Genomic DNA, 12,550 nt, shown 5'->3' with positions numbered 1-12,550 from the left:
TTAGAATGAAGCCAGATTCCGAGGTCTTCCATGAAACGTCTGCTTCGGCTGCTTCAGTGGCTACTGAAAGCAGCTGTCTTTTTTACACTGTTCGCTTTTGCGCTGAATAACCAGCAAGAAACGCGTGTCAATTTCTTTTTTGGCACGTTTTGGTCTGCCCCAACCGTTTTGGTGGTGCTCAGTGCATTCAGCCTGGGTGTCGTGGTGGGGGTGCTGGGCATGGTGCCCAGATGGTGGCGGCACCGTCAGACCCTGCGCATGGCGCAACCCGTGACAGCTGAAGCCACTTCTGCGCCGCAGACTCCCCATGGAACTTGACCTGACCTGGATTTTGTTGGGTCTGCCTGCTGCGTTCGCGTTGGGCTGGATCGCTTCACGGCTGGACCTGCGCCAGATGCGCATAGCCAACCGGCAAGCGCCGCGTGCTTACTTCAAAGGTTTGAACTACTTGCTCAATGAGCAGCAAGACAAGGCCATTGACGCTTTCATTGAAGCTGTTCAAAACGACCCCGACACATCTGAGTTGCACTTTGCACTGGGCAACCTGTTTCGACGCAGAGGCGAATACGACCGTGCTGTGCGCGTGCACGAACACCTGCTGTCCCGGGCAGATTTGAGCAGCGCCGATCGGCAACGTGCCCAGCACGGCCTGGCCCTCGACTTCCTGAAAGCCGGCTTGTTGGACCGTGCTGAAGAAGCACTGCGCAAACTCGAAGGCACATCCTATGAAGGCCAGTCGCGTCTGGCCCGACTGGCCATTTACGAACGCTCGCGCGAATGGCCTGAAGCGGAACGGGTAGCCCGCCTGCTTGAAAACTCGGGTGAAGCCAAATTTGATGTCCGCATGGCCCACTACCAATGCGAACAAGCCCGCGAAGCCATTCAGCAAGGCGATGCGGCCAAGGCGCTGCTCATACTGACCGCTGCCGTAAAGGCAACGCCAGAAGCGGCCAGGCCGCGCATATTGCTTGGGCAGGTGCAGTTGTCACAAGGAAAGGCCCAACAGGCTTTTGAGACACTTTCTGTATTGTTTGAACAGGCCCATGTGGCGGCTCCGCTGGCCGCGGCCAGCTTGGCCAAGGCCGCGCAATCCGCTTCTTTGGTCAAACCGGCCATCCAGCTGCTGGAAAGCCACTACGAAAAACAGCCCTGCATTGATGTGCTCGAAGCCATCACTGCACTTGAAGAGAGCATGCCTGAGGGTGCTACCGCATCGCCGCAACGCTACCTCAGGCATTTGGACAAGCAGTCTTCCTTGATGGCAGCGACCCGTTGGCTGACCCAGGAAAGCAGCGATGCGCACCCATTGCCGGCCACGGTTCAAAAAGCACTGGAGCAGGCCATCAGGCCTTTGGCCCGCTACCGCTGTGCAGCTTGCGGGTTTGAAGCCAAAGAGCATTTCTGGCATTGCCCCGGCTGCCAGGCCTGGGACAGCTATTCGCCAAGACGCATTGAAGAACTTTGACAACCGCTTGAAACAGCTTGTTTCATGTCCGTTGCTCAAGCCCCTGTCCTGATCTAACCACCCGACCCACAATGGGCCCCCATGCAGAGCGCTGAAGGCACAACACCGGGATGGACGAGCATGTTGAAAAAACCCTTGGCGACCTTGGTCGCCACCTTGTTTGTAGGCATGGCTTGGGGCCAGATTGACCTGAACCAGGCCACAGAAATTGACCTGGATGGACTGAATGGCCTCGGGCCGACGATGACACGGCACATCCTGGCAGAGCGTCAACAGGGTCTTTTTCGCGACTGGCGCGATGTGATGAAACGCGTCAAGGGCATCGGCCCCCAAAAAGCCGCCCATCTTTCAGAGCAGGGTTTGCAGGTTCAAGGCTTGGGCTATGCACAAGCGCCTGGCGCCTCACCGGCTGCAAAACCCAAGCACAGCTCAACGCCACAAGGCCACTGATGGCCTGGATCACTTCAGACCAATGAAGCAGGGGTTGGCGTGAGGCTTTTGCCCCGACAGGGCTCATGCCTAAGCTTCGCCAAATCCACCGCCGCCCGGTGTGTGAATTTCAAAGACATCGCCCGTCTGCATGTCGACCTGCCCGATGTGCGAGAGCTCTTGCACCGTGCCATCTGCGCGCACCACCCGGTTAATGCCGGGCAAACCGCTGTGCCCACCGGCCATGCCAAAGGCCGGATGCACCCGCCCATTGGACAAAATACCCGCCGTCATGGGCTCCAGAAAGCGCACGCGTCGCACGCCGCCGTCACCCCCATGCCAGCGCCCGGCACCACCAGAGCCTAGGCGGATCGCATAACTTTCCAGGCGCACCGGAAAGCGAAACTCCAGCACCTCAGGATCGGTCAGGCGCGAATTGGTCATGTGTGTTTGCACCACCGATGTGCCATCAAAACCCCCGACCCACTGGCCTTGTGCATCAAAGCTTCCGCCTGCACCACTGCCCCCCGAAATGGTTTCGTAATACTGCACGCGGGCGTTGCCAAAAGTGAAATTGTTCATGGTCGGCTGGCTGCCCGCCATCACGCCCAAGGCCCCGAACAGCGCATTGGTGATGCAAGTGGAGGTTTCCACATTGCCCGCCACCACCGAAGCCGGGGGGTTCGGGTTGAGCATGGAGCCGGCAGGAATGATGACCTTCAGGGGTTTCAGGCAGCCTGCATTCAAAGGAATGTCATCGTCCACCAGACTGCGAAACACATACAACACCGCCGCCATGCACACCGCGCGAGGCGCGTTGAAGTTGTTGGGTAACTGGCCGCTGGTGCCAGTGAAGTCGATCTCGGCCGTGCGCTGTGTGGCGTTCACCCGCACCGCCACCTGAATCTGCGCCCCGTTGTCCAACGGCAGGGTGAATGCACCGTCTTTCAGCCGGGTGATGACACGTCGCACCGACTCTTCGGCGTTGTCCTGCACATGGCGCATGTAGGCCTGCACGACATCCAGGCCAAATTGATCGACCATGCGGCGCATCTCCTGCACGCCTTTTTCGTTGGCCGCAATCTGCGCCTTCAGATCGGCCATGTTTTGCTGGGGATTGCGCGAAGGGTATTCACCACTTTCTAGCAAGGCCACCATTTCGGCTTCGCGCAGGTGCCCTGCTTCGACCAGCTTGAAGTTGTTGATCTGCACGCCCTCTTCTTCAATGCGGGTGGAAAAAGGCGGCATGGAGCCTGGCGTGAGGCCACCCACATCGGCGTGGTGGCCTCGGGAGCCCACATAAAAAACCGGCTCGGCTTGAGCGTCCAGGTACACCGGGGTGATGACGGTGATGTCGGGCAAATGCGTACCGCCATGGTACGGGTCATTCAGCACAAACACATCGCCCGGGCGCATTCGGCCCTTGTTCTCCCGGATCACGGTCTGAATGCTTTCGCCCATGGAGCCCAGGTGCACCGGCATGTGAGGCGCGTTGGCGATCAGATGGCCTTCGGCGCTGAACAGCGCACACGAAAAATCGAGCCGCTCCTTGATGTTGACCGAGTAAGCGGTGTTCTGCAGTTGCAGGCCCATTTGTTCTGCGATGTTCATGAACAGGTTGTTGAACACCTCGAGCAGCACCGGGTCGGCCTGTGTGCCGGCGGCGTATTGCACCGCTCTGGCCTGCACACGCACCAACAGCAAATGGTCCAGCTCGGTCAGGCGCGCTTGCCAGCCGGCCTCGACCACGGTGGTTGCGTTTTTCTCGGCGATGATGGCCGGGCCGTCAATCACGTCACCCGGGCGCATGTCTTCACGCACCAGCAAGGCCGCCTCTTGCCACTGGGGTTGGCCAGCAGCGTTGGCTGCATACACCCGGACCGTGTCCCGGCGCGGCACTTCACGCTGGGGGTGCAAAGCCATGCGGGCTTCTTCAGGGGCGTCGCCCGGAAGCACCGCCTCGACCGACACCGCCTCAACCACCAGGGCTTTGCCTTGCATCAAGAAAGCAAAGCGCTGGCGGTAGGCCGCTTCAAAGCCTGCCACCAATTGGCCCAGGTCGCCCCATGGCACCACCAAAGCAGAATCGGTGCCTTCATAGCGCAAATGCACGCGTTGGCGCAACTCGATCTGTGCAGCAAAGGCCTCATCAGCGCCCTGTCCAATTTGAGCCAGCAGGGCTTGCCGTGTGGCTTCACCCAGGGCTTGCAGCCGCTCGGCCATGAGCGTCAAAGCGGCCGCATCCAGCCGGCGCTCGATGGACTCTTCACGCATCACGTTTTGATCGGCCAGGCCCATGCCATACGCCGACAACACGCCCGCCAGCGGGTGCACCAACACCTTCGACATGCCCAGGGCATCGGCCACCAGACAGGCATGCTGACCGCCTGCACCGCCAAAGCACTGCAGGGTGTAACGCGTCACGTCATAGCCGCGTGCCACCGAAATCTTCTTGATGGCATTGGCCATCTGCTGCACAGCGATCTGGATGAAACCATGCGCCACATCTTCAGCAGCTCTGCCCATTTGAGCGGCCATTTTTTCAAAATGACTGCGCACTACATCGGCATCCAGCGGCTGGTCGGCTTGTGGCCCGAACACCGATGGAAAATACGCCGGCTGCACCTTGCCCACCATCACGTTGGCATCGGTCACGGCCAAAGGTCCGCCCCGGCGGTAACTGGCCGGCCCAGGATTGGCCCCAGCGCTTTGCGGCCCCACCCTGAAACGCGCACCGTCATAGGCCAACAAGGAACCGCCGCCTGCGGCCACGGTGTGGATGCTCATCATGGGCGCGCGCATGCGCACCCCGGCCACTTGGGTTTCAAACTCGCGCTCGAACTGACCCGCAAAGTGCGACACATCGGTGGAGGTTCCCCCCATGTCAAAACCAATCACTTTGGCATGCCCAGCCAATTGGGCGGTGCGGGCCATGCCCACGATGCCGCCTGCCGGACCACTCAGGATCGCGTCCTTGCCTGCAAAAACCTGCGCATCCGTGAGGCCGCCCGAGGACTGCATGAACATCAGTTTCACACCGGGCATCTCACTGGCCACCTGGTCAACGTAACGCCGCAGGATGGGCGACAAATACGCGTCCACCACAGTGGTGTCACCCCGACTGACCAACTTCATCATCGGGCTGGTCTGGTGCGAGGTGCTGACCTGCGTGAAGCCCACCTCGCGGGCCAAACGCGCAGCGATTTGCTCGTGTGCCGTGTGGCGCCAGCCGTGCATGAACACCACCGCCACCGAGCGCAGGCCCTGGGCGTAGCCGTGCGCCAATTGGGTGCGCAAATGCGCAACATCAAGGGGCAGCAACACCTCGCCATCCACCGCCACACGCTCTTGAGCTTCCACCACGGCGCTGTAAAGCAACTCGGGCAACACGATCTGACGGTCAAACAAACGCGGGCGGTTTTGGTAGGCAATGCGCAGCGCGTCACCAAAACCTGTCGTGGTCACCAGTAGAGTGGGTTCACCTTTGCGCTCCAGCAGTGCATTGGTGGCCACCGTGGTGCCCATCTTCACGCACTCGACCAGCGCGGGCGTGACCGGCTGCCCGGGCTTCAAGCCAAGCAGGTGGCGAATACCGGCGACGGCGGCATCGCGGTACTGCTCGGGGTTTTCGCTCAGCAACTTGTGCGTGACCAGAGATCCGTCAGGCCGTTTGCCCACCACGTCGGTGAACGTACCGCCACGGTCGATCCAGAATTGCCAGCGGTTTTTACCCGGAATTGTGTTGTTTGATTCAGTCATGAAGCGCTCATCAACCCGTTGTCACAATGAAGCGGCGGCACGTGCCGCCTGGTCGTACATGCCCGAGAGCACACGCAGCAACCGGGCCAATTCGCCAATGTCCCGGTTCAGGCCATCGTCAGCCTTGAGCGCATCGATCAGGCAATTTTCGCGAATTTCCCGGTAGCGCTGCACATGCTGGCGCCCCACGTCGGTGGCGGCATAGGTCACATCCTTGCCGTTCTTTTGCGAGATCACCACACCCAGGCCTTGCAGCTTTTTCAGGGCGTAATTGACCAAATGCGTGTCTTCGATGTTCATGATGAAACAGATGTCGGCCAGACGTTTGTCGCGTGCGCGGTGCGTGACGTGGTGGAGCACCAGAACGTCCAGCGGCGTCAGGTCTTTCAGCCCGGCTGCCGCCATGCAATGGATGATCCAGCGGTGAAAGGCGTTGCCCGCCACGATCAGGCCGAACTCGAACTCGCTCATCTCAGCGCTGTCAGGTGAGACCAGATGGGCCGAGGACACGATCGGGCTGGCACCGGAAACTGTGGATGATTTTTTGCGCGGCATGAGTTCCGTCGTTTTGAGATGTGATGCGGAAGTCTAGTCTTGATGTCAACGATTTGCCAACAATTTGTTGACATTAAGGGAAAATACCCATCCCAAGACGCTGCAAGTTGCCTACAGTCAAGGCCAGCCAGATGCACCAGATGCGCGCTTGAAGCGGGCATATCTCTTGCTCAGCTTGGTTGACCGCTTATTCCATCCCTTCACAGGAGTTTTCATGCAACGTCGCGCCCTCCACCTCAGCCTGCTGGCTGGTTTGCTTGCAGTTTCTGGCCTGGCTGCTGCCCAGACCAAATGGGACCTGCCCGCTGCCTACCCCGCCACCAATTTCCACACGGTCAACATGACGCAATTTGCGGCCGATGTTGACAAAGCCACAGGCGGCAAACTCAAGATAACCGTGCATGCCAACGCATCACTCTTCAAAGCGCCCGAAATCAAACGCGCGGTTCAAGGCGGCCAGGCCCAATTGGGCGAAATTTTGCTGGTCAACTTCCAGAATGAATGGCAGCCCTTTGGCGCAGACGGCTTGCCGTTTTTGGCCGACAGCTACGACGAGTCCATGAAACTCTACAAGGCCCAAAAACCGCTGCTCGAGAAAAAACTGGGTGAGCAGGGCATGATGTTGTTGTACTCGGTCGCTTGGCCACCGCAGGGCATTTACAGCAAAAAACCCATCAACAGCGTGGCCGACCTGAAAGGCATCAAGTGGCGCGCGTACAGCCCGACCACCGCCAAAATCGCTGAACTGGTGGGCGCACAACCCGTCACCGTTCAAGCGGCTGAATTCTCGCAAGCCCTGGCCACAGGCGTGGTCGAATCCACCATGACATCGGGTGCCACCGGCGTAGACAGCAAACTGTTTGAGCACCTCAAGTATTACTACGATGTGCAAGCCTGGTTGCCCAAAAATGCGGTGATCGCCAACAAGAAAGCCTTTGATGCGCTGGACAAACCCACGCAGGACGCGCTGCTGAAAGCTGCAGCCGAGGCCGAAACCCGCGGCTGGACCGAGTCGCGCAAAGTGAACACCACCACCCTCGAGACACTCAAGGCCAATGGCATGACCGTGGCACCGCCTTCTGCGCAGCTCAAAGCCGACATGAAGAAAGTCGGAGACACCATCATGAAGGAGTGGCTGGAAAAGTCGGGTGCAGAGGGTAAATCCATCGTTGACGCGTTCAACCGCTGAACCGATGCGACGACTGCTCAATGCCGTCTATGAAAGTGCCGCCGCCCTGGCGGCACTTTGCATGTGCGGCATGCTGTTCATGGTGCTGCTGTCCATTTTGAGTAGGCAATTGCACTTTCATGTGCCCGGCACCGATGCTTATGCCGGTTACCTGATGGCTGGGGCAGGCTTTCTGGCCCTGGCCCACACCTTGAAGCGCGGCGAGCACATCCGCGTCACTCTGGTACTGGGCATGTTCAAGGGCCGGTCACGCCGGGGCCTTGAAATTTTCAGCCTGGTGCTGGCCAGCCTGCTGGCCTTGCTGTTTGCTTTTTACAGTTGTCGCCTGGTGTGGCAATCCATCGAGTTTCACGACATTTCAACTGGCAATGACGCGACGCCTTTGTGGTTGCCGCAATTGGCCATGGCCTTTGGCACCGTGATTTTTGCCTTGGCCTTTGTGGATGAACTTGTCCTCGAAATCCTCGGGCAACGCGCCATCCCTGCAAGCGGCGAGATGCTGCGCAACGAATGATCGCCATGAATGATTTGATGATCACGGGACTGCTGGTCCTGACACTGTTTTTGATTTTGGGCAGTGGGGTGTGGATCGGCCTGGCGCTGTCTGGCGTGGCCTGGGTGGGCATGCAAGTGTTTTCTGCCCGGCCTGCGGGGGATGCGATGGCGGTGACCATCTGGGGCTCGTCCTCCAGCTGGACACTAACGGCCCTGCCACTCTTCATCTGGATGGGTGAAATCCTGTTTCGCACCCGCCTGAGTCAGGACATGTTCAAGGGCCTGGCCCCCTGGATGCAGGCCCTGCCGGGTCGCTTGTTACACACCAACGTGGTGGGCTGCGCCATTTTTGCGGCCGTCTCCGGCTCAAGCGCGGCCACCTGCGCCACCATTGGCAAGATGACGCTGCCCGAGCTGCAAAGGCGGGGCTACCCTGAAGACATGGTGATCGGCACCCTGTCGGGCTCGGGGACTTTGGGGCTGCTGATTCCACCGTCGATCATCATGATCGTGTACGGCGTGGCTGCCGATGTGTCGATCGCGCAACTGTTCATCGCCGGGGTCTTGCCAGGCTTGCTGCTGGCGGGTCTTTTTTCGGGTTACATCATTTACTGGTCGCTGCGCCACCCGGACCAGATCCCCCCACGCGACGCCCCCATGACCTTTATGGAGAAGCTGCAAGCTTCCAGCAGCCTGATCCCGGTGGTCTTGCTGATTGCGGCCGTGCTCCGCTCGATCTACACCGGCTTTGCAACCGCCACCGAAGCGGCTGCCGTGGGTGTGGTGGGTGCACTGGTCTTGTCTGCCTTGCAGGGCTCCATGAGCTGGTCGGTGTTTAAGGAAGCCCTGATGGGCGCCACGCGGCTGTATTGCATGATTGCGATGATTCTGGCGGGGGCCGCGTTTTTGACTTTGTCCATGGGCTACATCGGCCTGCCCCGTCATCTGGCGGAATGGATCGGCGGCCTGGGGCTCAGCCCCTTTGCCTTGATCATGGCCTTGATGGTGTTTTTCATCATCCTGGGTTGCTTTTTGGACGGCATCTCGATGGTGGTGCTGACCATGGGCGTCTTGATGCCCACGGTGCAAAAAGCAGGCATTGACCCAGTTTGGTTTGGCATCTTCATCGTGTTTGTGGTTGAAATGGCCCAGATCACCCCACCGGTAGGCTTCAACCTGTTTGTGCTGCAGGGCATGACGGGCAAGCAACTGCCCTACATCGCCCGCGTGTCCATGCCCATGTTTGCATTGATGGTGGGGGCTGTTTTGCTGATTTATTTTGTCCCCGGCATCGTGACGTGGCTGCCCAACCAGATGAAACTCTGATTTTCTGCGGCGCTGCATCCTCTATGATTCAACCCGTCCCCAAAGGACGGGTTGTTCATTTGGGGCGATAAGGAATGCTGTGTTCAAAAATGTGATGGTTTACCGCATCGGCGAGGGCTTTGCGCCCACTTTGGCCGATGTGCAGACGGCGCTGATGCCGGTGGAATTTGTGCCTTGTGGCGCCAGCCAAGAAAAGTCCGTCGGCTGGGTGCCGCCGCGGGGTGAGCCGCATGGCCCTTTGGTGGAGTCGGTGGCGGGTCAGTGGATCCTGAAACTGATGATCGAGTCCAAAGCCGTGCCGGGCAATGTGGTGCGGCGCAAGGCCGATGAACGCATCGCCGAGATCGAAGCCGCGACGGGCCGCAAACCCGGCAAGAAAGAAAAACGCGACCTGATGGACGATGTGCTGCTGTCGCTGCTGCCGCAAGCTTTTGAACGCCAGTCGACCGTGCTTGTCTGGATGGACCTGGAGAACCGCAGGCTGGTTTTGAACGCAGGCAGCCAGGGCAAGGCCGACGAAGTCATGTCGGCGCTGATGAACGTGATGGGTGGTCTGTCGGTTTCGCTGATCCAGACCGTGACCTCGCCACAATCGGCCATGACCCAATGGCTTTTGGCACCCACAGCCGACGAATGGCCTGCCGACTTGACGGTGGAGCGCGAAACCGTGCTCAAGTCCACCGGCGAAGACGCGGCCAGCGTGCGCTTTACCCGCCACCACCTGGCCAACGACGATGTGCGAAAACACGTGCTCGAAGGCAAGCTGCCGACCCAACTCGCGCTGAGCTGGGACGGCCGTGTGGCTTTTGTGCTGACAGAGACTTTGCAACTGAAAAAGCTGCAGTTTCTTGACGGCGTGATGGACGAGTCGGGCACCGACAAAAAAGAAGACCGTTTTGATGCCGACGTGGCTTTGTCCACCGGCTTGCTGGGGCCATTGATGGACAGCCTGATCGAGGCCTTGGGCGGCGAGATGGAACTGGGGGCCGCTGCGGCTGACCAAGCCCTTCCAAACCCCTTGCGCACAGTGCTCAATTCAACCGTCGCAACAGCGGCAGCGGGGATGGATGACGAAGACCCACCGTTTTAAAACCCGGTGTTCAAATACCCGTAAGCCCCAGCCGAAAGGACCCACCCCATGCTCACTGTGATCGCGATTTGCATTGGCGCTTGCGTGGGCGCGTTGTCGCGCTGGCAATTGGGCATTTGGCTCAACCCTGGCTCCGTCAGCAGTGGCCTGCTGCCTTGGGGCACGTTGGCGGCCAACCTGATCGGCGGTTACCTGGTCGGTGTGTGCGTCGGGGTGTTCCAGCAAATGCCTGAACTGGACCCGGTCTGGCGGCTGGCTTCGGTGACAGGCTTTCTGGGGGCACTGACCACCTTCTCCAGTTTTTCAGCCGAGGTGGTCAGCATGCTGCAACAAGGCCGTTTTATGCTCGCGGTCGGCACCGCTTCGCTGCACCTGTTTGGTTCACTCGCCCTGACGGTACTGGGTTTGCAAACTGCAGCACTTTGGGCCACCCGCAGCTGAGCTTTTCAGGCCATGCCCATGGCTTGCTCCAGCACCTGCAAGGCCTGCTGGTCATCTTGCCCACGCCAAGCCACCACCTGATCGGGCCGAATCAGCACCCAGGGCGCTTCGTACAAGTCGAGCAACTCACTGGCACTGTGCTGCACCCGTTTCAGGTCCATTCCCAAAGCCTGGGCGGCCAACTCAAAAGCGCCAGCATCCGGTGACTGAGGGCCCAGTTGCAGCAAGGTCCACTCGCTGTGAAACGTGTCATAAAGCGAGCGACCATCGGCCAGCCAGGCGTGCGGTGGACGCCCGCCAGGGCAGGCGCTGGGTTGGTAACTGTTGGCCGCATCGCTTGGCGGGGTGCTGCCATCGGCCACCACGATCGGAGAGGCGTCGTAACGCCCACCAAAGGTCACTCCGGGGATGTTGAACTCCAGACGCACATGGCCATTCAGGTGCACAGACGCCTCTTGCCGCGCCTTCTCGCCCAAGGCATCGGCGGCTTCCAACTCGGGCGTGGCCACAAACAAACCCACAGAATCGGCAAATTGCCTTGCATAGCCGGTGTTGCGGTGCGCCAACGGCATGCGCTCCAGGGCATAACTGTCCAGCAAACGCGGGGGTGCAATGCCTTTGACCACGCTGGCCAGCTTCCAGCCCAGGTTGACCGCATCCTCCACCGCCGTGTTGTAGCCCAGACCACCGGTGGGCGTGAACAGGTGTGCCGCATCCCCGCCAATGAACACGCGTCCCTGCTGGAATGACTCGGCCACCAGGGCATGGCCCGCCATCCAGGTGCCGACCGACAAGACCTCGATGGGGATTTCATGACCCATGGCCTGGTTGAAGATGCGCTGGGCGTCTTGGGCAGTCCAGGCATCGGCATCTTCGCCCTCGTGCACCGCCGCATGAAAGGCAAACTCGCTGCCACCATCCACCGAAGCCATAAAAGCCCGGCGCTGAGCGTTGACCGTCACGTACATCCAGGCCTTGCCGTGTGGAAAGACTTTGTCGAAATCAGGCGCCCGCAAATACACAGCAAACATCTTGCCGCCCATGAAATCCCGTTTGGCTCCTGTGCTGCCGCCCCAGGCAATGCCAAGATGGTGGCGCACCGCACTGCGCGCACCGTCAGCGCCCACCAGGTAACGGGCCTGGACAGACACGGCTTGCCCGCCCGGTACCGGTGAAATTAAGGCATCGACACCCTGGTCGTTCTGGGCAAAACGGTCCAGCGTCCAGCCAAAGCGCAGGTCATTGGTCGCGCAAGCCCCGGCATGCTTGAGCAAAGTTTTTTCAACGAACTTTTGCGAGACCCTGTGCGGCAACTCGGCCGCACTCCAGGAGCCTTGCAGGTTTTTGATGGCTTGCTTGGCTTGCGTCGCCGTGGGCAAAGGCAACCGCGCCAGCTCATGGCCGGTGAAGCGGGTGAAATAAGCGATGTCGGTGGGGTGATCGGCAGGCAAGCCCTGCGCCCGGATCTCGTTGGCAAAACCCAGACGGCGGTAATGCTCCATGGTGCGGGCCTGCGTGGCATTGGCCTGGGGGTTGAACGCGGTGCCTGGTTTGGGGTCCACCAACAATGTCCGCACCCCACGGCGCCCCAGCTCAATGGCCAGCATCAAACCAAAGGGGCCACCACCGGCAATGAGTACATCCACCACCATCGGGTCTGCCGCGTAGGCGAAGCCTTGCTTGGCATCTTTCAAAGGCATGTTCATCGGTTTTTTTCATCCTGGGTTGCACGATCACCGAACTTGTCGTCCCGATCGAGCGGCCCGATCGCGAAGCCCAAGGGCCATTGCGTTCAATTCAT

General features: G+C 59.9%; 11 protein-coding genes. 8 read left to right on the top strand and 3 right to left on the bottom strand.

The features are described 5' to 3' along the window. Positions 1-30 precede the first annotated feature (30 nt). From B9Z45_RS01670 to B9Z45_RS01660, 3 genes are all read left to right on the top strand, one after another. Positions 31-318, top strand: a complete 288-nt coding sequence (locus B9Z45_RS01670) for a lipopolysaccharide assembly protein LapA domain-containing protein (protein WP_108405494.1) — start codon at positions 31-33, stop codon at positions 316-318. Then, positions 308-1,465, top strand: coding sequence for a lipopolysaccharide assembly protein LapB (gene lapB / locus B9Z45_RS01665; RefSeq protein ID WP_108405493.1), 1,158 nt, complete (start codon positions 308-310; stop codon positions 1,463-1,465). Before B9Z45_RS01670 ends, lapB begins: the two co-directional genes overlap by 11 nt. 120 nt (positions 1,466-1,585) lie before the next feature. After that, positions 1,586-1,915: a helix-hairpin-helix domain-containing protein gene (locus B9Z45_RS01660; RefSeq protein WP_108405492.1), complete on the top strand. Its 330-nt coding sequence runs from the start codon at positions 1,586-1,588 to the stop codon at positions 1,913-1,915. A 69-nt stretch (positions 1,916-1,984) separates the two neighbouring features. On the opposite strand, the gene B9Z45_RS01655 is transcribed toward B9Z45_RS01660, so the two are convergent. After that, entirely contained in the window at positions 1,985-5,653 is a 3,669-nt protein-coding gene (locus tag B9Z45_RS01655; RefSeq protein WP_108405491.1) for a hydantoinase B/oxoprolinase family protein, read from the bottom strand. A gap of 21 nt (positions 5,654-5,674) precedes the next feature. Further along, positions 5,675-6,208: a winged helix DNA-binding protein gene (locus B9Z45_RS01650; RefSeq protein ID WP_108405490.1), complete on the bottom strand. Its 534-nt coding sequence runs from the start codon at positions 6,206-6,208 to the stop codon at positions 5,675-5,677. A 214-nt stretch (positions 6,209-6,422) separates the two neighbouring features. Between B9Z45_RS01650 and B9Z45_RS01645 the strand changes: the two genes are divergently transcribed. The 5 genes from B9Z45_RS01645 to crcB all read left to right on the top strand — a co-directional run bounded on the left by B9Z45_RS01645 (position 6,423) and on the right by crcB (position 10,749). After that, the gene (locus tag B9Z45_RS01645) at positions 6,423-7,397 is read left to right on the top strand and encodes a TRAP transporter substrate-binding protein (protein ID WP_108405489.1); all 975 of its coding nucleotides are present in this window, start codon (positions 6,423-6,425) and stop codon (positions 7,395-7,397) included. Between the two features lie 4 nt (positions 7,398-7,401). Next, positions 7,402-7,911, top strand: a complete 510-nt coding sequence (locus B9Z45_RS01640; RefSeq protein WP_108405488.1) for a TRAP transporter small permease — start codon at positions 7,402-7,404, stop codon at positions 7,909-7,911. 5 nt (positions 7,912-7,916) lie between these two features. Next, a complete protein-coding gene (locus tag B9Z45_RS01635; RefSeq protein ID WP_108405525.1) occupies positions 7,917-9,218 on the top strand; it encodes a TRAP transporter large permease in 1,302 nt (433 codons plus the stop codon). A gap of 79 nt (positions 9,219-9,297) precedes the next feature. After that, complete coding sequence (locus B9Z45_RS01630; RefSeq protein ID WP_108405487.1) at positions 9,298-10,308, top strand: recombination-associated protein RdgC; 1,011 nt, start codon at positions 9,298-9,300, stop codon at positions 10,306-10,308. Between the two features lie 48 nt (positions 10,309-10,356). After that, positions 10,357-10,749, top strand: coding sequence for a fluoride efflux transporter CrcB (crcB, locus tag B9Z45_RS01625; RefSeq protein WP_108405486.1), 393 nt, complete (start codon positions 10,357-10,359; stop codon positions 10,747-10,749). A gap of 5 nt (positions 10,750-10,754) precedes the next feature. Here the strand turns inward: crcB and B9Z45_RS01620 are convergent, their stop codons facing one another. Beyond that, positions 10,755-12,455: an FAD-dependent oxidoreductase gene (locus tag B9Z45_RS01620; RefSeq protein ID WP_233252038.1), complete on the bottom strand. Its 1,701-nt coding sequence runs from the start codon at positions 12,453-12,455 to the stop codon at positions 10,755-10,757. Between the last annotated feature and the right edge of the window lie 95 nt (positions 12,456-12,550).

The organism is Limnohabitans sp. 2KL-17 (assembly GCF_003063415.1).
GTDB lineage: Bacteria > Pseudomonadota > Gammaproteobacteria > Burkholderiales > Burkholderiaceae_C > Limnohabitans_A.
Note: the sequence above shows the minus strand (reverse complement) of the source record. Positions and strands in the feature narration are given on the sequence as shown.

What these genes read in the sequence shown, in the direction of transcription:
- B9Z45_RS01670 (WP_108405494.1), top strand. Translation starts at nt 31, where the DNA reads ATGAAACGTCTGCTTCGGCTGCTTCAGTGGCTACTGAAAGCAGCTGTC.
- lapB (WP_108405493.1), top strand. Translation starts at nt 308, where the DNA reads ATGGAACTTGACCTGACCTGGATTTTGTTGGGTCTGCCTGCTGCGTTC.
- B9Z45_RS01660 (WP_108405492.1), top strand. Translation starts at nt 1,586, where the DNA reads ATGTTGAAAAAACCCTTGGCGACCTTGGTCGCCACCTTGTTTGTAGGC.
- B9Z45_RS01655 (WP_108405491.1), bottom strand. Translation starts at nt 5,653, where the DNA reads ATGACTGAATCAAACAACACAATTCCGGGTAAAAACCGCTGGCAATTC.
- B9Z45_RS01650 (WP_108405490.1), bottom strand. Translation starts at nt 6,208, where the DNA reads ATGCCGCGCAAAAAATCATCCACAGTTTCCGGTGCCAGCCCGATCGTG.
- B9Z45_RS01645 (WP_108405489.1), top strand. Translation starts at nt 6,423, where the DNA reads ATGCAACGTCGCGCCCTCCACCTCAGCCTGCTGGCTGGTTTGCTTGCA.
- B9Z45_RS01640 (WP_108405488.1), top strand. Translation starts at nt 7,402, where the DNA reads ATGCGACGACTGCTCAATGCCGTCTATGAAAGTGCCGCCGCCCTGGCG.
- B9Z45_RS01635 (WP_108405525.1), top strand. Translation starts at nt 7,917, where the DNA reads ATGAATGATTTGATGATCACGGGACTGCTGGTCCTGACACTGTTTTTG.
- crcB (WP_108405486.1), top strand. Translation starts at nt 10,357, where the DNA reads ATGCTCACTGTGATCGCGATTTGCATTGGCGCTTGCGTGGGCGCGTTG.
- B9Z45_RS01620 (WP_233252038.1), bottom strand. Translation starts at nt 12,455, where the DNA reads ATGAACATGCCTTTGAAAGATGCCAAGCAAGGCTTCGCCTACGCGGCA.